At 46.8% G+C, this 20,106-nt stretch carries 32 protein-coding genes and 4 pseudogenes; 12 read left to right on the plus strand and 24 right to left on the minus strand.

Annotation, left to right across the window (positions count from 1 at the left end):
* Nucleotides 1-32: 32 nt before the first annotated feature.
* The 20 genes and pseudogenes from D9734_RS22050 to D9734_RS23295 all read right to left on the minus strand — a co-directional run.
* Nucleotides 33-428, minus strand: a pseudogene (locus D9734_RS22050) (S24 family peptidase); the annotation flags it as partial.
* 92 nt (nt 429-520) lie between these two features.
* Entirely contained in the window at nt 521-772 is a 252-nt protein-coding gene (locus tag D9734_RS22055; RefSeq protein ID WP_130210583.1) for a DNA polymerase III subunit theta, read from the minus strand.
* A gap of 21 nt (nt 773-793) precedes the next feature.
* Nucleotides 794-1,207 carry a hypothetical protein gene (locus D9734_RS22060; protein ID WP_130210585.1) on the minus strand — a complete coding sequence of 138 codons (414 nt, stop codon included), beginning with the start codon at nt 1,205-1,207 and terminating at the stop codon, nt 794-796.
* An 82-nt stretch (nt 1,208-1,289) separates the two neighbouring features.
* On the minus strand, nt 1,290-1,556 hold the full coding sequence (locus tag D9734_RS22065) for a hypothetical protein (RefSeq protein ID WP_223671585.1): 267 nt from the start codon (nt 1,554-1,556) through the stop codon (nt 1,290-1,292).
* A 69-nt stretch (nt 1,557-1,625) separates the two neighbouring features.
* A complete protein-coding gene (locus D9734_RS22070; protein ID WP_130210587.1) occupies nt 1,626-2,360 on the minus strand; it encodes a hypothetical protein in 735 nt (244 codons plus the stop codon).
* A complete protein-coding gene (locus tag D9734_RS22075; RefSeq protein ID WP_240780558.1) occupies nt 2,357-2,581 on the minus strand; it encodes a hypothetical protein in 225 nt (74 codons plus the stop codon). Before D9734_RS22075 ends, D9734_RS22070 begins: the two co-directional genes overlap by 4 nt.
* A 168-nt stretch (nt 2,582-2,749) precedes the next feature.
* Entirely contained in the window at nt 2,750-3,043 is a 294-nt protein-coding gene (locus tag D9734_RS22080; protein ID WP_130210589.1) for a hypothetical protein, read from the minus strand.
* A gap of 12 nt (nt 3,044-3,055) precedes the next feature.
* Nucleotides 3,056-3,472 (minus strand): hypothetical protein, encoded by a 417-nt coding sequence (locus D9734_RS22085; protein WP_130210591.1) that lies wholly within the window; start codon nt 3,470-3,472, stop codon nt 3,056-3,058.
* Complete coding sequence (locus tag D9734_RS22090) at nt 3,465-3,746, minus strand: ASCH domain-containing protein (protein ID WP_130210593.1); 282 nt, start codon at nt 3,744-3,746, stop codon at nt 3,465-3,467. Before D9734_RS22090 ends, D9734_RS22085 begins: the two co-directional genes overlap by 8 nt.
* A pseudogene (locus D9734_RS23630) lies at nt 3,739-4,095 on the minus strand (hypothetical protein); the annotation flags it as partial. The gene D9734_RS22090 and the pseudogene D9734_RS23630, both read right to left, overlap by 8 nt.
* A gap of 149 nt (nt 4,096-4,244) precedes the next feature.
* Nucleotides 4,245-4,871, minus strand: coding sequence for a hypothetical protein (locus D9734_RS22100; protein WP_240780559.1), 627 nt, complete (start codon nt 4,869-4,871; stop codon nt 4,245-4,247).
* 165 nt (nt 4,872-5,036) lie between these two features.
* Nucleotides 5,037-5,168: pseudogene (locus D9734_RS23635) on the minus strand (hypothetical protein); the annotation flags it as partial.
* Between the two features lie 3 nt (nt 5,169-5,171).
* Complete coding sequence (locus D9734_RS22110) at nt 5,172-5,360, minus strand: hypothetical protein (protein WP_130210597.1); 189 nt, start codon at nt 5,358-5,360, stop codon at nt 5,172-5,174.
* A 1-nt stretch (nt 5,361) separates the two neighbouring features.
* On the minus strand, nt 5,362-5,916 hold the full coding sequence (locus D9734_RS22115; protein WP_130210599.1) for an ead/Ea22-like family protein: 555 nt from the start codon (nt 5,914-5,916) through the stop codon (nt 5,362-5,364).
* A complete protein-coding gene (locus D9734_RS22120) occupies nt 5,913-6,620 on the minus strand; it encodes a hypothetical protein (RefSeq protein ID WP_130210601.1) in 708 nt (235 codons plus the stop codon). The genes D9734_RS22115 and D9734_RS22120 overlap by 4 nt, the downstream gene beginning before the upstream one ends.
* Nucleotides 6,617-6,940 (minus strand): ClpX C4-type zinc finger protein, encoded by a 324-nt coding sequence (locus D9734_RS22125; protein WP_130210674.1) that lies wholly within the window; start codon nt 6,938-6,940, stop codon nt 6,617-6,619. The genes D9734_RS22120 and D9734_RS22125 overlap by 4 nt, the downstream gene beginning before the upstream one ends.
* Nucleotides 6,940-7,641 carry an ead/Ea22-like family protein gene (locus D9734_RS22130; protein ID WP_130210603.1) on the minus strand — a complete coding sequence of 234 codons (702 nt, stop codon included), beginning with the start codon at nt 7,639-7,641 and terminating at the stop codon, nt 6,940-6,942. Before D9734_RS22130 ends, D9734_RS22125 begins: the two co-directional genes overlap by 1 nt.
* Nucleotides 7,631-7,915 carry a DNA-binding protein gene (locus D9734_RS22135; protein WP_052118760.1) on the minus strand — a complete coding sequence of 95 codons (285 nt, stop codon included), beginning with the start codon at nt 7,913-7,915 and terminating at the stop codon, nt 7,631-7,633. The genes D9734_RS22130 and D9734_RS22135 overlap by 11 nt, the downstream gene beginning before the upstream one ends.
* Before the next feature lie 29 nt (nt 7,916-7,944).
* Nucleotides 7,945-8,568, minus strand: a complete 624-nt coding sequence (locus tag D9734_RS22140) for a DUF4406 domain-containing protein (RefSeq protein ID WP_130210605.1) — start codon at nt 8,566-8,568, stop codon at nt 7,945-7,947.
* Entirely contained in the window at nt 8,568-8,723 is a 156-nt protein-coding gene (locus tag D9734_RS23295; RefSeq protein ID WP_154673968.1) for a hypothetical protein, read from the minus strand. Before D9734_RS23295 ends, D9734_RS22140 begins: the two co-directional genes overlap by 1 nt.
* A gap of 118 nt (nt 8,724-8,841) precedes the next feature.
* Between D9734_RS23295 and D9734_RS22145 the strand changes: the two genes are divergently transcribed.
* The 6 genes and pseudogenes from D9734_RS22145 to D9734_RS22165 all read left to right on the plus strand — a co-directional run bounded on the left by D9734_RS22145 (nt 8,842) and on the right by D9734_RS22165 (nt 12,206).
* Entirely contained in the window at nt 8,842-9,420 is a 579-nt protein-coding gene (locus D9734_RS22145; protein WP_130210607.1) for a Ref family recombination enhancement nuclease, read from the plus strand.
* 331 nt (nt 9,421-9,751) lie between these two features.
* Entirely contained in the window at nt 9,752-9,919 is a 168-nt protein-coding gene (locus tag D9734_RS23300; RefSeq protein ID WP_165383303.1) for a hypothetical protein, read from the plus strand.
* A gap of 292 nt (nt 9,920-10,211) precedes the next feature.
* On the plus strand, nt 10,212-10,427 hold the full coding sequence (locus D9734_RS22150) for a host cell division inhibitor Icd-like protein (protein WP_130210609.1): 216 nt from the start codon (nt 10,212-10,214) through the stop codon (nt 10,425-10,427).
* Nucleotides 10,427-11,122 (plus strand): annotated as a pseudogene (locus tag D9734_RS22155) (Rha family transcriptional regulator); the annotation flags it as partial. The gene D9734_RS22150 and the pseudogene D9734_RS22155, both read left to right, overlap by 1 nt.
* A gap of 290 nt (nt 11,123-11,412) precedes the next feature.
* The gene (locus D9734_RS22160; protein WP_130210613.1) at nt 11,413-11,724 is read left to right on the plus strand and encodes a transcriptional regulator; all 312 of its coding nucleotides are present in this window, start codon (nt 11,413-11,415) and stop codon (nt 11,722-11,724) included.
* Between the two features lie 131 nt (nt 11,725-11,855).
* Entirely contained in the window at nt 11,856-12,206 is a 351-nt protein-coding gene (locus tag D9734_RS22165) for a hypothetical protein (protein ID WP_130210615.1), read from the plus strand.
* 42 nt (nt 12,207-12,248) lie between these two features.
* Here D9734_RS22165 and D9734_RS23640 read toward each other — a convergent pair whose 3' ends face one another.
* Nucleotides 12,249-13,124, minus strand: coding sequence for a hypothetical protein (locus D9734_RS23640; RefSeq protein WP_240780561.1), 876 nt, complete (start codon nt 13,122-13,124; stop codon nt 12,249-12,251).
* 281 nt (nt 13,125-13,405) lie between these two features.
* Here D9734_RS23640 and D9734_RS22175 point away from each other — a divergent pair, with 281 nt between their 5' ends.
* The 3 genes from D9734_RS22175 (at nt 13,406) to D9734_RS22185 (ending at nt 15,907) form a co-directional block, all read left to right on the plus strand.
* Entirely contained in the window at nt 13,406-14,059 is a 654-nt protein-coding gene (locus D9734_RS22175; protein ID WP_130210617.1) for a maturation control protein, read from the plus strand.
* Between the two features lie 329 nt (nt 14,060-14,388).
* On the plus strand, nt 14,389-14,718 hold the full coding sequence (locus D9734_RS22180) for a baseplate protein (protein WP_130210619.1): 330 nt from the start codon (nt 14,389-14,391) through the stop codon (nt 14,716-14,718).
* Nucleotides 14,711-15,907 (plus strand): phage tail protein, encoded by a 1,197-nt coding sequence (locus tag D9734_RS22185; protein WP_130210621.1) that lies wholly within the window; start codon nt 14,711-14,713, stop codon nt 15,905-15,907. The genes D9734_RS22180 and D9734_RS22185 overlap by 8 nt, the downstream gene beginning before the upstream one ends.
* A 33-nt stretch (nt 15,908-15,940) precedes the next feature.
* On the opposite strand, the gene D9734_RS23420 is transcribed toward D9734_RS22185, so the two are convergent.
* The 3 genes from D9734_RS23420 to D9734_RS22200 form a co-directional block, all read right to left on the minus strand.
* Nucleotides 15,941-16,678 carry a hypothetical protein gene (locus tag D9734_RS23420; protein WP_205712829.1) on the minus strand — a complete coding sequence of 246 codons (738 nt, stop codon included), beginning with the start codon at nt 16,676-16,678 and terminating at the stop codon, nt 15,941-15,943.
* Between the two features lie 61 nt (nt 16,679-16,739).
* Nucleotides 16,740-17,099: a helix-turn-helix domain-containing protein gene (locus D9734_RS22195; protein WP_021551809.1), complete on the minus strand. Its 360-nt coding sequence runs from the start codon at nt 17,097-17,099 to the stop codon at nt 16,740-16,742.
* 3 nt (nt 17,100-17,102) lie between these two features.
* Nucleotides 17,103-17,405 (minus strand): type II toxin-antitoxin system HigB family toxin, encoded by a 303-nt coding sequence (locus tag D9734_RS22200; RefSeq protein ID WP_021551810.1) that lies wholly within the window; start codon nt 17,403-17,405, stop codon nt 17,103-17,105.
* A 145-nt stretch (nt 17,406-17,550) separates the two neighbouring features.
* On the opposite strand from D9734_RS22200, the gene D9734_RS22205 reads away from it, so the two are divergent.
* From D9734_RS22205 to D9734_RS22215, 3 genes are read left to right on the plus strand one after another with little or no spacing between them, the layout of a single operon-like run.
* On the plus strand, nt 17,551-18,342 hold the full coding sequence (locus D9734_RS22205) for a phage tail protein (RefSeq protein ID WP_130210623.1): 792 nt from the start codon (nt 17,551-17,553) through the stop codon (nt 18,340-18,342).
* A complete protein-coding gene (locus tag D9734_RS22210) occupies nt 18,342-19,106 on the plus strand; it encodes a baseplate (protein WP_205712830.1) in 765 nt (254 codons plus the stop codon). Before D9734_RS22205 ends, D9734_RS22210 begins: the two co-directional genes overlap by 1 nt.
* A 3-nt stretch (nt 19,107-19,109) precedes the next feature.
* Nucleotides 19,110-20,090 carry a tail length tape measure protein gene (locus D9734_RS22215; protein ID WP_130210625.1) on the plus strand — a complete coding sequence of 327 codons (981 nt, stop codon included), beginning with the start codon at nt 19,110-19,112 and terminating at the stop codon, nt 20,088-20,090.
* Nucleotides 20,091-20,106: the final 16 nt, after the last annotated feature.

Raw genomic sequence — 20,106 nt, forward strand, 5'->3', positions numbered from 1 at the left:
CAAAAAGCCCGCCTGGTCTGGCGGGCTTCTTTTCATAACACAGGGCAATCGTCAAATTCCCCACTCCGGGCATCATTGATGATGTGGGTGATCACGCCAAACACAGCATTGCTGCCTGTATATCCATCGTCATCCTTCGGCAACGCTTCCTTCTTGCCGGATCTTAAATCCTCCAGGTGCTGATGCGGATGCTTCCGGTATCTCTTTACGCGATATTCCCCCTCTATAGCACATACAAGCAGCGAACCATCAACTGGAGTGAGTGAGGAATCGACCACAAGCAACGCTCCTTGCAATATGCCTTCGCGGTAATGGCTGTCAGCCGCCCGCATGAAGTAGGTGGCTGATGGATGCCTGATTAGGTGCTGATCAAGAGATATGCGGCGTTCAGCGTAATCCGCCGCAGGAGAAGGGAAGCCCATAGCGTTTTCACCTCTAAATACTGTTTATATATACAGTATACATTAAAGAGGCTTGAAGTGTGCAATAGAGCGATGCTTTGCGCTCGCCTGGTGGCGCGTTATTTTTTGGCTATATCATCTTTCTGATATACCGGATCGTTCCCTTTTGGCAGCTGGAGGCTTAACTGCCGGTAGTGCCGTAGCCGTTCCATGAAATAGGTGCGCAGGTTCTCCGGCTGCTCACGGGCTACCTGTTCCGCTATGACGGGTATGTTCAATCGCTCTTTGTAGGCTACGCCGCTGGCAGCAAGATCTACGTTTACCTTGTCTCGCTCTTCCTGATTTTTAGCCGCAATATTCCAGTCTGACATAAAATAGCCCTAATTTATTGATTAGTGTTCATCCCAGGGAGACATATCCGGAAGGGTATCAACAATACGGAATTTACCGGGATAACGGTATCTACAGCCCGCCTGAGTCCATACAGTAACGACAAATCCCCCGCCCTGTTCATCTTCAGGTAGCAGGCGATCTGCTTGCTCGGAAACCATGTGGACCACAAAAGGAGCATCACTACCGTCTTCGAATAGCACCTCAAGGGCGTCCCGGCCTTCCAGGCTACCTCTGCTGATGATGACATATTCTGCACCGCGCATTTCTTTCAACAAATGCTTTGCGGAGTCAGGCACAAGCAACCTGGCTGCGCCAGCGTTCCACGAGAGATACACATATCCAGCTCGTGCATTTTCTGACTTCCAGTAGTCAGTTTCCTTTAACGCCTGACCTTCGTTCTTAATGAAAAACATAAAAACTCCCTTTTCAAATTTTCGAGTAAACAACTTAGCGCGGAATCAGTATTCGCCCCAAGATGTAAAAAGTCCACCAGCGTTATGGTTCGCATTTCCATATGGTGTTCTGAACGCCAGTACCGGGCGCGAGATGGGGGTTAGCGTTCGCGCTATGCTGATATACGGCTTTAGACTTTCCATATTGCTGACAGGCTTTATCTGCGGTTTTTTGCAGGCTATCCAGCCCATACCAGCCATCTGACTGAATGCTTACCTTTTCACCGTCGTTGTATTGCACCATCGCACACCCGGACATAGCCAACATCGCACCGACAATAACGCTTTTCCATAAAACTCTATGCAACATATACAAAAATCCCCTCTGTGAATTAAGGGGATTTTAACATGGTGATCGGATATCAGCTTTATCCGGAATTTAATCAGCCTCCAGTGGCAATAACGCCTTAGCCATTTCATGAATCAGCATGGCATCAATGACGCCTAGCGTATGGCCCGGCTTAATCTTTAATGCGGCCTCAAGATAGCCTCTTTCCAGAGTGGTTTTTACGCTTTTCCTGGGCGCTTGTTGGGGACTATCCGGAAGATCCGGATGGTTGCCAGCCTCATAAGCTACCCGCAACCAGTGCATGAATGTTTCCGCAGACACACAACCACAGTCCACATCGATTTTCCCGCGTTGCTGTTCCAGCCATTGCTCAAAATCTAACTTGCAAGCCTTACTTTCAAGTTCATCACCATTGAACTCGACTTTCTGCGACGCTATGAGAGCGGCTTCGTACTGTTCGCGAGAGACAACTGACTGGTATTCATCGCTATCAAGGTCACGAATTGGAAGCTCAATCTCACGACAAAAATTCCGCCCATAGAACTGGTCTTTTTTGTGGTCTGAGCCAAAAGCAAAAGTCGCGCATGGCGCCATTAAATTGACACTGAGTATGTGACAATAACTCATGCCATCAGGCCATCCGCCGCACTTAGGCAACTCCTTCACTAATAAGTCGATCAGCTTCATTGTTTTACCATCTTTGCAAGTCGCCAAAGCCATTTGAGCAAGCGCCAATACTTCATCTGCCGTATATCCAGCACCGTGACCATACATTTCTATTCGGGAAATAATCTCTGATATACGCTCTTTATTGATTCTGATCATAGTTCTATTTCCTTGCATGGTTCGCCTTTACGGCACACAGTAGCGCGATCATTTCTCACATTAACCACTGTCACCGTCCCATCATCACATTGAGTAACAATGAAAGGGTATTCGCTCTCTTTTATGCAATGTTGCTGTTCTCCAGCCGTTACAACAAAGGGGATTAATAAAGTCAAAAGCACTGCTAATTTACTAAATGTAGCCATAGCGATCGTTACCATAACTTTCCTCCTGACTCAAAGTCAGCTATAAGCCAGGCTGCAAAAAGCGGAAACCCGCTCCAAAAACCACACGCCTCCGTACCCCATGTCACACCACCAGCCAACAAAACAAATAAACCGCAAAAGCATACAAACAAAAAAGTAATCCAAATTTCTTTCTGTTTTTCATTATGGTTGACTCCAGTTATCTTCAATAACAATACTTAACCTCTGAAGCCATTCAGCTAATTTCAACATGGCTTCTCTTTCGCTTAAACCACGCGGAAAATCATCAAGCGAAATTGCTGGCTTGATGATCCCCGAATTATCCATTTCAACGGTCAGATTTTGCTCCAGCACGGTATTCCTTACGCGGCTATTGTGCCGAAGCAAATATACTGAACGTGATTTATTGGTTTTGTGGTCGAACGTATATTCGGTAAGTATCATCTGGCTTCCGCCATGATTATTACCGCGCCACATAATTACTCCGTGTTAATAAGAGAAATAGACCGTTGCAACACTGTTATATTGGTCGAACGAAATAGCATTTACTTCATAGCTGGTGGGCAGCTTCTTACCAAGAATGTAGCCTGGCCATGAGTTCCACGGAATTTCTGCACGGTCGTCGTCTTGCCACATTACGCAACCAAGAGAGCCAACCATTTCACCATATCGCTTGCCACAAGTAACAAAGCCGATATTCGGCTTTTCTTGTGTTACTGATACCGTGGTGGTATTGGCAGATGCATTGATTGCAGTACGCCGCGCTTGCTCGCTAGCGATAGAAGCATTTACTGCCGCCGTGGTCGCTGCTGTTGCCGCCGCTCCAGCGGCAATAACTGACGCGTGGGATAAATGACTGGCTGATAACATAGCCAGAAAAATAATAGCTCTTTGAAATTTAGCCATTGATATTCACCTTTATTGCGTACACCTTTACCGGATTCTCTCCAAAGTGCGGATGTGTAATTGTCTTTATTTCATACCCTTCATACGGGACGTCTATTCTGCGACTGGAGTCGTCGCGCTTCGGATATCCCCTTGTGATAATCAGGCGGTCATACTCCCGGAACATAATTCGCTTATTCCAGTAGTCATTACACAGGCGATACTCTTCCGTTTTCTCTCCGCGAATGATGGCATCGAAGTATTCACCTTTAACGGCAAGTTGCAGGTTAGCCACGGTTAACTCCTTGCTGTGTGGCGTCGAGTAATAAATCCCACAACCGCTGAGAGCAATTTCCGCATGTACAGCGTTGACCCACAACGTTTATCGCGTTGCTGATTTCCGGCGTTACCTGTTTAGGAACCATAACCCAACCATCCGGAGTTACCGGAGAGTTGCGCATTGCGACCTTTAATGCCTCATAGAAGCAACTTTTCAGATTGTTGAACTGACGCCCATTTAGAGGGCCGTGTTCAGTCAGCATGTTGTGTAATTTCCATGCCGCGTCGTTTACTTCGTTGGATGACAGGGGAGGCAGCTTGTAAGCCTGGCTTACAGGCTCGTCACCATTAAGCATGGCAGCGCGGAGTTTCTGTATCTCCCGTGCCATTATTGCGTCCTGACGAGGAGTGAACATATCACCTGCAATAATTCTGTTTAGTTCCTCGTCAGTGAACTCATAATCATCAGGAACATTGTTAACCTCAGCATAAAGAGGCTTTTTGGTAGAAATGGTCATCGTAAAACACCCTCCACACTTACCAGTCCGTTCCGCAAAAGATAATCCATCGCCCTATCTGGTAATTTGCAATCAGGTTTTGCTTTTTTCAGTTGGCTGACCAATTGTTTAACCAGCATTGTTAATTCGATAACCTGGTAGCGCGGCAATGGTGAATTATCGGATTTGTCCTGACTGTCTGCGCTGCATGAATGCCCTTCCAGCCAAGCCAATGCTTGTCGCATGAAATACGCAATATGTTTGCCGTGGTAATCGTCTTCATCGATGTGAAAAGCGATACTGCGGATGTATTCAATTGCGTTTTCAATGGCCTCCGGCGTTATCGGCGCTGACATATTTTGATTTTGGAATGCCAAGACGCGGCTGGCATCCTCAACACCTTTAACTGCATCTGCGCAGTAGTTATAGCGATTGCATTCCACTAACTTCTGCTTGAGATTTTCAATTGCTTGCGCGATTTTATCCGGCACTGGCGGTTCTGCCCGGCCTTTCCAGCCTTCCCACATGGCAGCCATCATCACGAACCAGGTGTTTCCACAGCCATCTTTTTTGTTATCAAAGAACCAGTCAGCGAACTCTAGGCTCATGCCATTTTGTTCTGCTATTTCATATCGATTATCCATTGTTCATCTCCTTGTTTAGCATGGCGGCGCGGCGTATAGCTTACGGGTCTGAACGCCTTCCCCAAGGCGTTTCTCTCCCTCGGCAAACCATTCGAAAGCACATTCCCCGCAATCTTCCCATTCCCCCCATTCATCATTTTCTGCATCCCACTGGCGATACTGATATGCCACAGGCTCTGCTCCCAGCGATGCCAGCGCAATTTCATAAGCACGGCGCTCAATATTGTCTCTAACGTCCAGGCTACCGATTCGCTCTTTGATTTCTTTAATCAGTTCTTTGTCTGTAAAAGTGTTCATAGGTTATCCTCTAAGTGCCACAACGCGCACTTCCGGGTCAAAGGATGATGAATTTTCATCTGTAATATCAGCGACATGGACTACGAAATCGTTATAGTCACCCTCTGATTGGTCATAGCCCTGCCAGACCACGACAGCCTCAGGAGGCATTTTTCTGAGCTTGCTGATTAACTGCCTCACTGTCAGTGACATATCACTCTCCTTTGATGCGAATGCCAGCGGCGCGGATAGATTTCCATTGTTCCCACATTCGGTTGAAGTCTGTGCCTGATAAGGTTGCGTTACGGTATCCAGTTTCGGTACGCAATCCTTCAAGCGTCGATTTGGAGATACAAATTGAATGCATTACCCATGATTCAAACAAATCACGCTCCCGAGCTTCGCAACTTTGCTTACTCATATATTCGATACGATCAGCCATCGCAGCGCACTCTTCAAAGTTGCTAAATGCCTTTCGCTCCCATTCAGCGCATTGTTTTCTAAGCTCTGCAATCAGCTTGTCTTTGCCTTCCAGCTCAACGCGCAGCTTCCCTACCGTTAGCGCAATATCCTCATTCTCCTGATCGCGGTGTTTGATGTATTGCTGGTTTCTTTCCCGTTCATCCAGAAGCGCTAGCACAATGTGTGGCGTTATCAAGGACTCAAATTCGGTAACAGCTTGCTCACCTCGCTTGTAATTCTTAATCCCACCTAAATTTTTCGCGTTCTGTGCCGCCTCACGCAGTGCCTGGTAATTAATTTCGCTCACTGGCTGCCTCCTTTGCGAAGCTCTGCGGCAAAGTCAGTGGCATGTTCACCGAGTAGTTTCCAGTTATCGCGTATATCAGATGCAAGCGACTGTTCGGATTTTGAGTTACATTTCTGTGCAAACATCTCCACCCCCTGCGCCCGCACTTCAGCCAGGAAAGCGCCAGTAGCAGGAGTGTCAATGCAAACACTGTCACGAAGGATGAAGAACGCATTAAGCATTCCTCTTTCTGGTACATCGTCCTGGCATTCCTCATATGCAGCCAATGCATCCATCATTTTCTGACCGAATTGCGGAGGTTGTGCAGATTTCAGTGCTATATTCTCCGCCGCCAGCGTCGCGCGATTGCTCTCCAGTTCTGCAATGCGCTGTTTTGCGGCATCAAGTTCAATCGACAATTTTTCCAACTGCTCTTTATGCTTTTTGTATGCCTGATATGCGTGCCAGGACTGTCCTTTGCGCACACTTTCAGTAATATCAGAAATCTGTTCTGGTGTTAGCGTGGTCAGTGGCTGCGCCGGGAAAATCAGCACTTTCCCGGCATCCCAATCAAAACCCGCCTGAATTGACTGAACCTCAACTGATGGTGTTGAACCAATGCTACCTGGTGAATGGATAACAATCGCCATGTCCATATCACGATGCTGGCAGTGTTTGTTGGACAAGATACGATTCACCAACTCAGAAAATTTGGAAAATTTCATGCTGATTCCCTTTGCTCTTCTTGGATAATGTTGTTGCAATCTTTCACGCACTCGTCACAGATGAAAACGTTGTCCCCGGCAATTAACTTTTTGACGGTGTGCTGGGATTTATTGCAGAAGCTGCAATAAAGCGTTGGACTGGCTGATACGGATGGTGCTCCGGATGTCAGCCGCGCGATGTCGTCCTTGCGGCGCAACATCACACGGCAGCACTCAGCAAGTTTCTCCGGGGAGATTCCTTCCTCCGTGGCGAGTGCCTCCAGTCGTTCAAGCACGTGGAAGGCTTTTTCCTGGGTAAATGCAGAATGTGATATGGCCATCATCTCTCCCCTTCAAAGTTCGGGCGCAGGCAGGATTGTCCTTTACGAAGCAGGGCTGCGAACCTGTCAGCCGCATCCGCGCAAGCAGAAGCAACGGAATCAAAAAATGGATCATCTCCGGTATCGCGCATCGTCAAAGCGAATGCCTCCAATCCCTGAGCCTGTATTTCTACAAGATAAGCCTCAGATATAGTGCTTTTCGCTTCACCTAACTCGTTATGAGCTATGTTCGCTACACATGCGATGTCTATATCTGGATGATTAATTGGGAGATGGCTAAGAATTGCCTCAAGTGCTGCTTTTTTGTTTTGGCATTCCGCCACCAGCGCCCCGCTATTGCTTTCCAGCTCTGCAATACACTTTTTAGCGGCCTCCAGCTCAACACGCAGCTTCTCAAGCGTTAGGGCCATCTCCACTTTCTCGTCCAGCAGTTCAATCACATCAGGATCGCTACCATCAACTACTGATATGCGCGAATTTTTGTAATGCTCGTCAGCATAAGTTCGTCCAGTTTTGAAGCGTCCGTCAGCCTCCATGCCGGAACAGGCATAAACAACATGTGATCCAGATATGCGTTCCATTGACATTTCCTCGCCACAAACAGAGCATTTAGGCGCTGGTTTCGGTGAATAACGTTCACGTAACGGATAGTAAAGCTCGATCTCCGCCAGTTGCTCTGGCGTTAAACCTTCAGACTTCATGCACTCTCCTTTCGAAATAAACGTACTGATTAATCATGCCCAGGGGCATTTCGAGTTTTTCCGCGATCTCACGGCGGGGAACGCCACACTGATGAAGCTGCCGCGCCAGCTCTATATCGCTCTGCCGATATTTGGCTGACTGGTGAAAGTCACCTTTCAGAATCATTCTGATCCCCAGTTCCCGCGCTTTAGTCCTGACAGCATCTCCGGTACGCCCGATCAGCCTCCCGATACTCTCGACTGTCATAGTTCCGGCGCACTGGCGGAGTATCATGATTTCTGCCCTTCTCCATCCCCGCCATCTCACGCTGACATCCTCTGAGACATAAACTCCACAAAACGAACTGCATCTTCAGAAACAACGCCGCATGACTTCAGATAATTCATTGCGTCATTAGGTAGCGGATTAGTTGGTTCGGCATTTGCCAGGGGTTGAGATAAACGCGTGATTAATTTGACCATTCTCCGCTGCCGGAGGTTGTATCCTTCAGCTAAAGACAGGTAACTGGAAAGGGTATTGCTTAAGCGGGCGCGAAGCTGATCCGTGCCGTGACATTCAATAGCAACATCACGTAACGCATCGACCAGTTCACGGTAAATATGCGCAGCCATTCTGCAATCTGAGTCAGACGGCGCTTCATAAATTACCGTCAGCTCCAGTTTTTCAGCCAGGGCGTGTTCTGCTCGTGCTCCTGCGGACGCTTCCCAGCCATTAAGCAGATAGATAGCATCAGCAGAACGCACCATTGCCAGGCAAATATCCATGTATTCGCTCTGACAAAGGCCACCAGGTAATACCGCCGGATTAAGAACGATATGCCCTTCAGCCATCAGCTCGCTCGCTTTCGCATTAAACGCCGCGCGGTTGTAATCTGGATAACCAGTCATCGGACCCGCGATGTAAATTTTCAAAACACGTTTCACCATCAAAATTTCCCCAGCATCGTGACGCAAAACATAAGCACTGCAAAAAGCTCAATACCAAGCTCAAGTAGCGCCAACGCGCCGAAAAACAGCACATAAAACAGGCCGATCTCATTCACAGGTGGCTGGTGGATCGCACTTAAGGCTATAAGCATCATGTCCTCCAAACAGTAAACAGCGACTGATATTAATGTTTTGTGTTAGAAAATCAATTTTGAATATCTAACAAATATGATCAATCATAAAAAAATCGCTGATAAGTAAGAGGCAGCCAACATGCAGAGACAGAGTTATTGGGAGAAACAGAGACAAAAAGCCATGCAAAAACTGGCTGATCCGGAATGGCGGGAAGAGCAAAGGGCAAAACGTCTTCAGCAGGCTCAACGCCAGCAGCAACGCGCAAGGGAAAAAGCCGCATCGCCTGAATATCGTCAAAAGAAACTTGAAAAAGTGAGGCAAAGTGAACAGCGCAGAAGAGAGAGGGCGGCGTCAGCCCTCCCCAAAAAAACGCGCCCGTCACGCGGATTAAAAGGGAGATCACTCACAGCAGAAGAGCGCCGGATACAGGAGGCTATAGGCAAACTCCCCTGTATTGCCTGCCATCTTCACGGGAAGCATAGCCCTGTCGTATCTCTCCACCACATATTTGGCAGAACGGCTAAAGATGCCCATAAATACGTTCTCCCTTTGTGTAAATGGCACCACCAGCACGCAGCGCCAGCAGAGATCCGCGAACAATATCCCTGGTTGGTTCCTGTTCATGCTGATGGAAAAATAGGCGGGAAAGCAGATTTTATACGGCACAATGCCGAAGAGATGACGCTCTATCAGACGGTGCAAGAAATGGTGAATTAATTTTCTAACATTTTATGTTGAGTTTGAAATTTACTGATTGTACATTTTGATTAGATTGGTTCACCGCTCGACGCAACGAGACAAATCCTCAAGGATTTCGTATGATTGCCAATGTCATAGTTATGGCAGCGCAATACAGGTGGCTAAAAGCCCCCGTTGACTCACGGTGTTCCAACCTGTATTGCGCCGCCACCAGACCGTGGAACAGTCTGTGACGGCTTCGAAAGCAAGGAGTCACTATGAACAATTACAAACTTTTCCCATCACTCACCGTCTACTCACGCAATAACCTGCGTTCTTTGCTCCCATCAAAACTGGAGGGAGTATCAAAATGACCGTTCGCTACCTGAATTATCAAATCCAGAACATCACTGGCGGTTGCTATGACTGGTTTGTCACTCTTGGTAAAGAAGTGATCACCGGGAAGCTGGATGAAGTGAAAGCTAAAGCAATGGCCTACGCCTGCAAGCAAGCCCAAAAGAAGAAAAGAAAAGCATAAGAAAACACACTGTTGCGCCCTGGCATTATCGTGGGGTATATTTCTACGGCACCTTAGAAAAACGGGTGCCGGGATTGGTCTCCCGGTAATGTCAAAGGCGACACATAGACGCCGCAAGCGTCTTTTTTGTTGTCGGCGCACTCGCACACCTATCAATGGTGGGCTGTGTGGTGGCTTCCTCGGAAGCGCCGGTTCCCTTTGACGCCGGTAAGACCAACTCCACACAGTCCACCGCCAGTAAGATTGGTCTCTTCGGCGGTGGTATCGTTCACTGTCAAAGGAGGCTGCCAATATGGCTACTACCCCTACCCCAACTCATTCTGAATTTATCTGGCGTTTCTATTCCTGCCAAAAACACCTGTATATCTGCGTAATGGCTGCTACCGAAGCAGAAGCTCGCTCATACCTTCCTGATACTCCCTGCATTTTTGCTGCCCGCTTCACTCTTGATGCGATGGAGATCCTCAATTACTGGAATCTGCCGATGAACTGCGTGGAGGTGCACTGATGAATCTGTCCATCTCTCAAAAAGCGACAATGACCAGCATTGAGATCGCGGAGCTGGTAGGTAAGCGTCCTGATAACGTTAAACGCACCATTGAACACCTAGCGGAACGGGGCGTAATATCTTTTCCTCAAATTGAGGAAAAGCCCACCGCAGGGCGCCCGGCGAGCTATTACGTCTTCGAAGGCGAGCAAGGCAAGCGCGACAGCATTATTGTCGTCGCACAGCTTTCTCCTGAATTTACCGCCCGGCTGGTGGACCGCTGGCGCGAACTGGAGAATGCCAGGGGACCGTTAAAAACAAAGGCCGAAATTCTGGCTGAAATGGCGCAAATGCATCTTGAGCATGAACGCAGGATCAACGCCGTAAATGCCCAGGTAGCCGAAGTTTCGGCACAAGTGTCCAGGGTCGCTGAAACCGTCGAGCAAATAAAGAAAGGCAATATGCCGGAAGGTTACATTGGCTACCGCCAGCTGGCGGCGAAATGTGGCTTGACTGAAGCCAAATGTCGCAACCTGGTCAACGCTTACCGTATCCCCACCGATACGCATGAGTTTTTAACGCCCGATGGTTTGCTTGCCCGACGCTCCATTGTGGCCCTGGCCCCCTTCCGGAAAGCCTTTAAGCAGGTTATGTCGGAGGCCGAACCACGTAATAAACGCTGGTATCATCCAAAAATGGGCCTCTTTCAGGCAATCCACCATCCTTTACCGAAAATCCCAAAAGATAATCTGTCACTGCATACAGCCAGAGAGAAGATCAGAAGTGGATATGCAACGGTATGCCGTCGTGCCTCATGGTCTGAAGGTGTATGGGTATGGCCCGAAGGCGGATCAAGGAAGCACTGGCGCACTATCCGAGATGGTAAAATTCATGCTATTGATTTAGCGCCAGAGGATATGGTTGCTATGGACTGGATTGTTAGTTAATTACTGTTGCCCCGGCCTGTCCGGGGCTTTAACTGCTAAATAATCGGATTCTCCGCACGATGAAGAAAATAGATTTCACTTACTCTGCCGCCACAGTCCAGCGACGTTTCAGTCTCATAAGGGAAGTGGAACTATCAAAAACCGGGTATCAGGTTCTGTTGGATGAAGAGTTATCACTGATGGTAATAGCAGAAAAATTGGCTATGCCGAATGATCGGCACAAAGTCATTGCAAGCCTTGACCTGGTAACAAACAGATACTGGGAAGCAGAGGGACCACATGGAGATGGTGTAATACGCGAAATGATTGAACAAGCGACGCCCCTACGCTATCGGATACGAAATGAAGTCACCATAATTGAAAGGTCTTAACGATAGTCTGCCACGAATAGTAACTTCCACTGCCTTAAGTTATTTAATTGCATTACAAAGTGTAAATTAGTAATATTAGAGTCTCACACAGCACTATAACTATATGTTTTTTATGTAAAAGGACGATAATTTTGGCTACTAAAGTTAAACTAGAAAATCCGCAAACTGGCGAGTCAATAACAGGTTTTTATGGCTTTTCCTGGACTACATTCTTGTTTGGCGCTTTTCCAGCTTTGTTCAGGAAAGACTTTATAACTTTTGTTGGGGTATTCGTTGTGATGCTGATACTGGCATGCCTCACATTCGGAATTGGCCCTTGGATAGCCTCGTTTATCTGGGCGTTCATGTACAATAAATATTTCACCGTAAATAAGATAAAACAAGGATTCGTATTTGCTAGTTCTCACACAGAAAATGAGTTAGCCGCCAGCAAACTTGGATTAGCCTTAAATCAAAACAACTGCAAAACTATTACCGCGTGAAACCAAAAAAGCAGGCTTATTTTAAGCCTGCTTTTTCGATTACTAGTCCTGCTGACAATTAAGGAACATAAACGCACGTTTGTCCGTTAAATCAGTAACATAATATTCACGAATACCATTCGGTTTTATGCGGCGAGCATACACAAACTTATGAACTGGCTGGTCGCTGCCATAACTAACCTCAGTGCGAAATTCATCGACCGTGCTACCATCCTTTTCTGTCTCTTTGCGTATCAGTTTATTGTTCAGATCTGGCTGAGTCTCATCCATTCCGCTAAATGCATCTTGCCCGGTACTATTACCCCGGTTGCCACGTGGTAAATCCCACGAAAAATAAGTCCCATAGTCTGTAATTACCTGATCCCACGCCCCGGTTTCATCCATATAATGACTACGCTTCCCTTGGTATGTTACGTCAACCTTACAGGAAAACGTTGGCGCGCTATTACTTGCAGCTGAGGCCGTTGAAGATTGTGTAACACTGCCATTGTTGGCATTTCCATAGTTCCAGCCATCATGCAACGCTTTAACCCACAGATTAGTCAGGGATAGCGTAACATCATTCCCCAACGCCTGGCTGATTCGAAGCCTCTGTATCCGGCGTAACCCATACTCATAGGCTTCATCGTCATTAATCACTCGCCCACGTTGAGCGGCTACCACCCCAGATTGCCACGCACGATTAATTTCACGAATAAGATACACTTGTGGATCAACGCCGTATCTGTTGTATTCATAGTAAAGGCTCATTGCGCCGTGTTGGCTCTGGTATTCATTAGCCCATGATATAACCGCGTTTCTTCCATAATCCGCGAGCGCAGAATGACTTGACAGAAGAAGAGCAACGCCAACAGTCTTCAGTAATTTGAATCGGCACAACTTTTTAATAATACGATTGGGAAATGTTTTTTTGCTCACTTTTCAACCTTTTGCCACAAATCCAGACCAACTACCTAATAATAATAACTAACCACTCTGTTTTTTTGATAAGCACCAAATCGTTTACAAAAAAAATAGCAAATGACTATTGACACTATTCTGGAAATCACAAACTGCACATAATCCATCGCGCTAACGGCTCCCGTTGAAGGTTCTTTTGACGATTAACTTTCAGCCGAAGCGCGGTAGGGAGTCATAACGCCAAAGCAGGCCGCCATGTGCGGCCTTTTTTTGTATCCGTCATCCGTGGAGGAAGGACAATGGAAAAGATCGCAATATTCAGCCTGACCACCAGCAAACCGCAAATGCTCACTGCAATACTGAAAGACGGCGCTCTCGTGATTAACGAAGTAAAACCCCTTCCCGCGTCAGCATTGGAACAAAAGCAAAAAATTCCTCCAGCTATAGCAGCCCTGCGGAAAAGCAAATTTAAGGTGCTGGTTGACGAAATTACGCCAACGATCTCCGCTGGCACCGGAGCAAGCCAGGTAACACTCAAGACACGTCATGCCGACGGCAGAGCTGCGATCATCGTAGGGATGGAAAGATACAGAGAGCTAAAACTCCAGAAGCTATTATCCCTGCCGCAAAATAACAAAGGAGCTTTCGAAATCCCCGACTCCATCGTTGACACCGAATACAACGGTAACGGAGAAGAAGTCTACCGAGTGAACTGGCAGGATATCAGGCCGGAACATATTCTGATGATCCTGTGTTGCTACGCGACCGTATACCACAACGTTGCCAGCGCGGATTACGTGGAACAGATGACAGGCACAGTCGAGAAAGAGCACAAAACAGGCATCCTCGCTTCGTTCCTGTCCATTATTGGGCATGAAAAGGTTAAAGCAGGCACCTCCCAGCCAAAGTCACTGGCTGGGAAAGAAGTTGATGAAGATACCGTGATACTTTGATCACATCAGTAGCTTTGTTAACTCCCTCAATACCAGGTAGAAGAGTAACAAAAATACTGACGCCAGTATTTGCGTGGTCAATGAAGCGTTCATAAACAGATCAATTAGCATTATTAATTCGAAAATAACATCCATGTCATTCGCTCAGTTTAATTTTTAATCTACTGCCAGTAAGTAATGAAGCTGGCCCCGCATAAAGATTAATGAAAGTCACTTGTCACCAGTGAGGGGATTTATGAATCACATCTCCCTGAGCTGGTGGCCTGTCTGTTTCTCGCATTTCACACCCTGCATACAGTTTCCCCAGGTTATGACTGAGGATTTTTGTTATGGGCTATAGCAGACTCGACGATCGATACATTGAAGACGATATTCTGCGCGCACTGTTCCACCAGGAGATGATTAAACGGGTATCGGAATATCACCCGGATAACTTCCAGTACACGATAAAAATTGATGAAGTCTATCGTTCAGACCTGGCTGCCTACCGGGCGTATGGGAACGCAGATTTACGCTGGGTATTCAGAGTGCTGGTGGGGCATGAATCAGAAATGGAAGAAATGCCCGCCGGGACCACGTTAACTCTCCCTGATGTGGCATGGCTGAGAAACAAGATCCGTGATTATGCTGGCGCTGAACCGGAGATAAAAAATGCCTGATTTCCTGAAAAACCAGGACGGGCGCTATATCACTGACGGCCTGTCCTCTAAGGACTTCACGCGTATATTCGACCTTATCAGGAAAGAACAAACCCGTAAGCGCCGACAAGCTCACCGAACGCTTACACCTGGCAGACTGAGGAACAAATCCGCCGAAGATATTCTCAAGTTAGGGAAGAAGAAAGGCGGCACGTTCTTTACGCGAGACGATCTGAAAGGTTTCGAAAAGCTACGGAGTAAAACGCGCGAAAAATATGACAGCAAGACGGCTGGCATTACATACGCCCAGCTGGTGGCGTCCAGCCAGGCTATCGATATTAAGCGTGCAAATAACGCCGTAGACGACGGTTCCGGTATCAAAAGAGCTACGCCCGTATCTCTTCGCCACAACGTGATTAATATCCGCGTAGAAGCATCAGATATATCCGTCCACCAGCATCATATCGTCCGGATACGCTTTGAAGAATGGGATCAGATGGTCGATGACATCGCAGAAGACGATAAATCAGCCCTGAAAGTCACTAAATCACTGTGTGCTGGGCGGGTATCTTTCGATTGTGACTGTGGTCGTCATCAATACTGGTATCGTTACATCGCCACTGCGGGTAACTTTGCCCTGGCACCGCCAAAAGAATACGCCTATCCAAAAGTTCGCAACCCGAAGCTGCAAGGCGTCGCCTGTAAACACGTGATCCACTCAATGACGCGGTTACAGTCCGCCAGTTGGCAAATGAGTATTGCTCGTGCGCTACAAAAGGCTGCAACGCAAATTGCATTTGGTGACGATCGCCGCCGTACAACCAAACACTTCTCAAAAGAAGACGAGAAGGAGTTTAATCGCAATCGTAGCAGTAAAACGAACGTTGAAGCCGCCAAACGCGAATGGAGGCTCTATCAGAAACGCCAGGCCGCTTTAAGCACAAAACTGGCAAAGGACAACGGCAAGATTGACATGCTACGTGACCAGCTGACCAGGGCCAGAAAGTTGTCAGACGCACAGAAAAAACGAGCGGCAGCAAAAGAAGCGGCCTTGCAACGCGAGAAACAGAAAAACAAGGAGCTTCAGCAACGCCTTGCCGATCAGTTCGCACTGAAGAAGCAGGCGTTCATTGATGCGCTTGTCATGGCAGGAACGTCACCTGAGCAAGCTGAAAAAATGTTTATGGAGTATGTGAAGAAAGGTTCTTAATTTACAACAAAGGCGGTTATCCCGCCTTTTATATTACTTGTCCTTTGATGTCGATTGAGACTCATATATTGCCTCTACGTCATCTATTAGTTTATTAATACCCCACAATCCAGTGTCTTTATAAAAATCGCTTTCTTCAATTGCTTTTAATAAATCGGCAAAATCTTCTTGGGTGGAAATTCTTTTCTTTTTTGCTTTATATACATCGACAATTACTTTTATGCCGTGATACAGAGCCACTCTGGCACTCTCAATCTCTCTCTTCTTCTCTTCAATTGCAGACAATAATTTATATTGATCTTCTGTTTGCTTTTCTAGACTTAAAAGCTTGTTCTCTTTTTGCTTCAGGTTGATCTGCAATTCTTTTATTCTTGCTCTCTCTTCTAAATCAAACTCATAGTCAATGTATCTGATTCTTGCATAGTTCCTCCCTGTTGCTTTTGATATACACATTGTTATATAAGGCATTACCACTGACGCAGTGGTTCCATATATAAATGGCATAACAAAATGAGCCACAAACGGAGATACAACGATGGGACCAATATAAGGAAAGTGATATTTCTCGCCAACCCATACTATAGACAATGTTGTATATATATCGTACTTTGATTTAAATAAAATAATAATATCCTGCCAGTTAACGACAAAAAAAGAAACCACAACATATGCAAACAACTTATTAAATAACTTGTCTCTTATGGCTTCTTCGATTGTGTTCTTGACTGTGACATTTTCATCTTTATTTTCTAGTGATGAATCTTTGCTCATATAAACAATCAAACCTTCTTATCTTTATTTTTGGTAAAGGCGGTCATCCAGACCGCCAAACTCAAACACCAACCAGGCTTTCAAGAGGAATACCAAACTGGGAATGTAAACGACGAATCATAGGTAACGTCAAATTTCGTGTCCCATTAAGCACTTCGTAAACACGGTTTGACTTACCAATTGCCGGTTCCAGATCCTTCACTGTCAGCCCTTGCTGTTCCATACGAAACTTAATGGCTTCAATAGGTGATGGTGGCTCTATTGGGTAATGCTTTTTCTCGTACTCTTCAATGAGCAGGCACATTACTTCAAAGAAATCGCCTTCCGGTGTGTTCATTTCCGGTTCGTTATCGAACATCGGTTCGACCGCACGCAGTGCGGCCTCATAATCTTGTTCTGTACGGATAGGTTTAATGTTCATGATTTACTCCAGTTCTATTGTATCCGCTTCAATGGCATCGTATTCCTTATGTGTTCCAATAAACTTAACGAACATCCATCCTCGCTGATAAGCAATTGCGACAATTAACCTGTAATCATTTCCCTTAATATTGAACACCACGCGCCTGTTTTTAAGGATGCTGGCTGTCCGGTACTGTTCTTTGATCTCAGCCGGATTTTTCCAGTCAGCCTTTGTTGCTTCATCAACCCATGCCTTTAATGGCTGTTCTGCATCGGGATTCTTCGCCCAGAAATCCCTTAGTGTTTTTACCGAAATTATTTTCATCACAGATTCCTTCTCTCTGAAAGCAGAGTAGTCCCAATATGGGACAATGTAAAGCACTTTAGTCCCATGCTGGGATATGAATTGAAATCACAATCTCCAGACAATGCACCTTCGATACCTGATACATCGACCTTTGAGGATGCTTATGGGCCGTTTTGACGAATGGTTTGCTGACGATGCAAACCTGGTAAGTAAGGAGTCAGAACATGACAGCACGCAGAGAGAAACGCCAGCGCCGATTGAAGAGGATGCAGGAGGCGCGCCGGAACATGGCAATACCGGATCGGATTCATTCAGCATTCTGGAAGAGCAATCCACCGCCGAAGCTGATCGCCATGATAATTTCCCTGGTAGCGGCGGTAGTTTTACTCCGGACACTGGAGAACCTGATATAGCCATTCTGCCATCTTCCCTGGCAGGCAGAGAACCAACTCCACAGCTAAAAACACGCTATAACGGGCATAAAGCCTTTAACGACCAGATCCGTGCTGACTGGATGTTAATTATTGAATCCAGCCCAGACGCGTTCCAGGCGCTCTTATACCGACCTGATGTCGGCACATATGGCGTGGTCAGCGACGAAACTGGAGAAGAGTCATTCACTGAACTGGATAACAACCAGCGCGAACTGACTTACCAGGAACCTGAAATCGTTTATGTGCTGGATAACCCTGATGGGCGTGACTCTTTCCATGCTCTTGACTCAGACGGTGAGCAGGACGGTCTGACTGATGACGTCCTTATTCTGCGAATCGCCGCAAATAACGTACCCGTCGGCTCAATTCTTGAGTGGAATGAAGAGATGGCAAATGGTGTAGCTCGCCGCTGGTGGTATGTACACCGTATTTTCAGTTACGGCACACAGCATGTCGGCTCGCTTTACTACTGCATACCCGCAAGAAACTTTGATACGACTCAGAATGGGGTGATCGAGTAATGTCAAACAATACCCTCCTGGCGCGGATCGGCGAATGGCAGACAACACGCACAGGGAAATTCCAGACTACTGGCCTTGAGAGCGTGGATAACGCGTTCGCTTCGCTCATTAGCAACATTTTTTCAGATATCTTGCTGGTGGAACCTACGCGAGAAGAAAAGCGTTTTGCATCGTTTCTGAATCGCCCACCAGCCGAACGTGTTTACGTGGCTCGTTTCGATAATGCTATTGAGTTTCTTAAAGCCGTGCGCCGCGCAAATGCCGGGCAAGGAAGAAAACCGGAAAACCAGAACATTAATCGCGATGCCTTGCCGTTGATCAACATCTCCCGGTCTATGGATATCAGCTATATCAATGATGATCAGCAGATAGACCGCAGGCAAACTGCCAGTTTTTGCAACCCGGATACTGGAATGCCTTTAGCGACTCTGGAATACACCCAGGCTATCCTGACTTATGACGTTACGTTAATGGCTACTGATAAAGCAACCATGAGTCTGATGTGTAATTCGCTGGGCGCGCGGCTCCGCCTGATGACCGGAACACAATTTGAGGCAAACACTAACCTGGTGCGTGTTCCTGTTCCTCTGATTTGCTCCATTCAGGATGCTAAAGACGTTGGATTTACGGATGTTTCGGCACCCGTGGGAGAAGAGAGGATTTATGCTACTCAGGCACCTGTAAGCGTCATTGCGGATGTAATCACAGCCTGGGAATTGGACGCGAAACGCGTTGTTACTGAAACCTCGCTGGCTATGGGGTAATCAATGTCCCAGGAGTTACAACAATACTTCCTCCAGTCAGTCACAATTAACGATAACAAAGTGCCACGAGACTGGATTTTTACCGCAGTGTACGTGGAAAAGAGCAGCCTTAAAGCGCCGTTATTGAAGCTGGAAATTCATGACATGACAGGCACCATAATTGATGACTGGAAAGCTAAATACGGTGCATCGCTGGTGGCTGAAATGGGCGATCCAAACGGTAATGCTGGCACTTTTAAAACAACTTTTTTTGTTACGTCAGCAATGCTGGCTGGGGATGTAGTTACCGTTATTGCGGTCAGTGAAGACGTGCATCGGTTTAAGATCCCCTCCCCTCGCACCAATCTACACACGAACAAAACGCCGGACACCATATTCAAGGCGTATAGCGGCAATCTTAAAATTTCCAGCAGTGTCCTAAAGCGTGCGGTTACATATCACCTGAACGCAGGCGACAAGCCGTCAAAAATGCTCTCAGAGATAGCACGCGACAAAGGTGCATTGTGTTGGGTCTGCCGGGGAGAATTTAACTTTTACACCCTGGCTGATCTGATGAAGCAAACTCCATCCTTCACCTACGAAGGTAATAATCCACAAGCGAAATACACCTTGTCAAAAATGCGCATGATTCAACAGGAACATGCGACAACAGCAAAGAATCAGTACCGTTTTGTGGGCTATTCCATGACTGATGGTTATATCGAATATGGCGATAGTTCCCTGCCTGTACGTTACATATCCGATTCCGATATGGAAACTCTTCGCAATATGCAGCTGTCTCTCGTCCCCAAAATGGATATAGAAGTTGCAGGCAATCCGGATATAAAGCCAGGAATGCTGATAGAGATTCTTGTATACCGTTATGATCAAGAAAACCGTATCGATGAATCAATGCCACGTAAGCTCATAGTGAAAAACGTCGCTCACTTTGAAGATCGTATAGGCTACACAACCAGAATGATATTAGGAGTGCCAAATAAGTGAAGCGTAGAGCGCAGAT

The organism is Escherichia sp. E14S1 (assembly GCF_004211995.1).
GTDB lineage: Bacteria > Pseudomonadota > Gammaproteobacteria > Enterobacterales > Enterobacteriaceae > Escherichia.

What these genes read in the sequence shown, in the direction of transcription:
- D9734_RS22110 (WP_130210597.1), bottom strand. Translation starts at nt 5,360, where the DNA reads ATGTCACTGACAGTGAGGCAGTTAATCAGCAAGCTCAGAAAAATGCCT.
- D9734_RS22135 (WP_052118760.1), bottom strand. Translation starts at nt 7,915, where the DNA reads ATGATACTCCGCCAGTGCGCCGGAACTATGACAGTCGAGAGTATCGGG.
- D9734_RS22200 (WP_021551810.1), bottom strand. Translation starts at nt 17,405, where the DNA reads ATGAAAATAATTTCGGTAAAAACACTAAGGGATTTCTGGGCGAAGAAT.
- D9734_RS22130 (WP_130210603.1), bottom strand. Translation starts at nt 7,641, where the DNA reads ATGAAGTCTGAAGGTTTAACGCCAGAGCAACTGGCGGAGATCGAGCTT.
- D9734_RS22175 (WP_130210617.1), top strand. Translation starts at nt 13,406, where the DNA reads ATGGAAAAGATCGCAATATTCAGCCTGACCACCAGCAAACCGCAAATG.
- D9734_RS22125 (WP_130210674.1), bottom strand. Translation starts at nt 6,940, where the DNA reads ATGGCCATATCACATTCTGCATTTACCCAGGAAAAAGCCTTCCACGTG.
- D9734_RS23295 (WP_154673968.1), bottom strand. Translation starts at nt 8,723, where the DNA reads ATGATGCTTATAGCCTTAAGTGCGATCCACCAGCCACCTGTGAATGAG.
- D9734_RS23420 (WP_205712829.1), bottom strand. Translation starts at nt 16,678, where the DNA reads ATGAGCAAAGATTCATCACTAGAAAATAAAGATGAAAATGTCACAGTC.
- D9734_RS22070 (WP_130210587.1), bottom strand. Translation starts at nt 2,360, where the DNA reads ATGATCAGAATCAATAAAGAGCGTATATCAGAGATTATTTCCCGAATA.
- D9734_RS22085 (WP_130210591.1), bottom strand. Translation starts at nt 3,472, where the DNA reads ATGGCTAAATTTCAAAGAGCTATTATTTTTCTGGCTATGTTATCAGCC.
- D9734_RS22100 (WP_240780559.1), bottom strand. Translation starts at nt 4,871, where the DNA reads ATGGATAATCGATATGAAATAGCAGAACAAAATGGCATGAGCCTAGAG.
- D9734_RS22140 (WP_130210605.1), bottom strand. Translation starts at nt 8,568, where the DNA reads ATGGTGAAACGTGTTTTGAAAATTTACATCGCGGGTCCGATGACTGGT.
- D9734_RS22180 (WP_130210619.1), top strand. Translation starts at nt 14,389, where the DNA reads ATGGGCTATAGCAGACTCGACGATCGATACATTGAAGACGATATTCTG.
- D9734_RS22150 (WP_130210609.1), top strand. Translation starts at nt 10,212, where the DNA reads ATGGCTACTACCCCTACCCCAACTCATTCTGAATTTATCTGGCGTTTC.
- D9734_RS22060 (WP_130210585.1), bottom strand. Translation starts at nt 1,207, where the DNA reads ATGTTTTTCATTAAGAACGAAGGTCAGGCGTTAAAGGAAACTGACTAC.
- D9734_RS22210 (WP_205712830.1), top strand. Translation starts at nt 18,342, where the DNA reads ATGTCAAACAATACCCTCCTGGCGCGGATCGGCGAATGGCAGACAACA.
- D9734_RS22145 (WP_130210607.1), top strand. Translation starts at nt 8,842, where the DNA reads ATGCAGAGACAGAGTTATTGGGAGAAACAGAGACAAAAAGCCATGCAA.
- D9734_RS22215 (WP_130210625.1), top strand. Translation starts at nt 19,110, where the DNA reads ATGTCCCAGGAGTTACAACAATACTTCCTCCAGTCAGTCACAATTAAC.
- D9734_RS22160 (WP_130210613.1), top strand. Translation starts at nt 11,413, where the DNA reads ATGAAGAAAATAGATTTCACTTACTCTGCCGCCACAGTCCAGCGACGT.
- D9734_RS22205 (WP_130210623.1), top strand. Translation starts at nt 17,551, where the DNA reads ATGGGCCGTTTTGACGAATGGTTTGCTGACGATGCAAACCTGGTAAGT.
- D9734_RS22185 (WP_130210621.1), top strand. Translation starts at nt 14,711, where the DNA reads ATGCCTGATTTCCTGAAAAACCAGGACGGGCGCTATATCACTGACGGC.
- D9734_RS22120 (WP_130210601.1), bottom strand. Translation starts at nt 6,620, where the DNA reads ATGAAATTTTCCAAATTTTCTGAGTTGGTGAATCGTATCTTGTCCAAC.
- D9734_RS22075 (WP_240780558.1), bottom strand. Translation starts at nt 2,581, where the DNA reads ATGGTAACGATCGCTATGGCTACATTTAGTAAATTAGCAGTGCTTTTG.
- D9734_RS22065 (WP_223671585.1), bottom strand. Translation starts at nt 1,556, where the DNA reads ATGTTGCATAGAGTTTTATGGAAAAGCGTTATTGTCGGTGCGATGTTG.
- D9734_RS22195 (WP_021551809.1), bottom strand. Translation starts at nt 17,099, where the DNA reads ATGAACATTAAACCTATCCGTACAGAACAAGATTATGAGGCCGCACTG.
- D9734_RS23300 (WP_165383303.1), top strand. Translation starts at nt 9,752, where the DNA reads ATGACCGTTCGCTACCTGAATTATCAAATCCAGAACATCACTGGCGGT.
- D9734_RS22055 (WP_130210583.1), bottom strand. Translation starts at nt 772, where the DNA reads ATGTCAGACTGGAATATTGCGGCTAAAAATCAGGAAGAGCGAGACAAG.
- D9734_RS22080 (WP_130210589.1), bottom strand. Translation starts at nt 3,043, where the DNA reads ATGTGGCGCGGTAATAATCATGGCGGAAGCCAGATGATACTTACCGAA.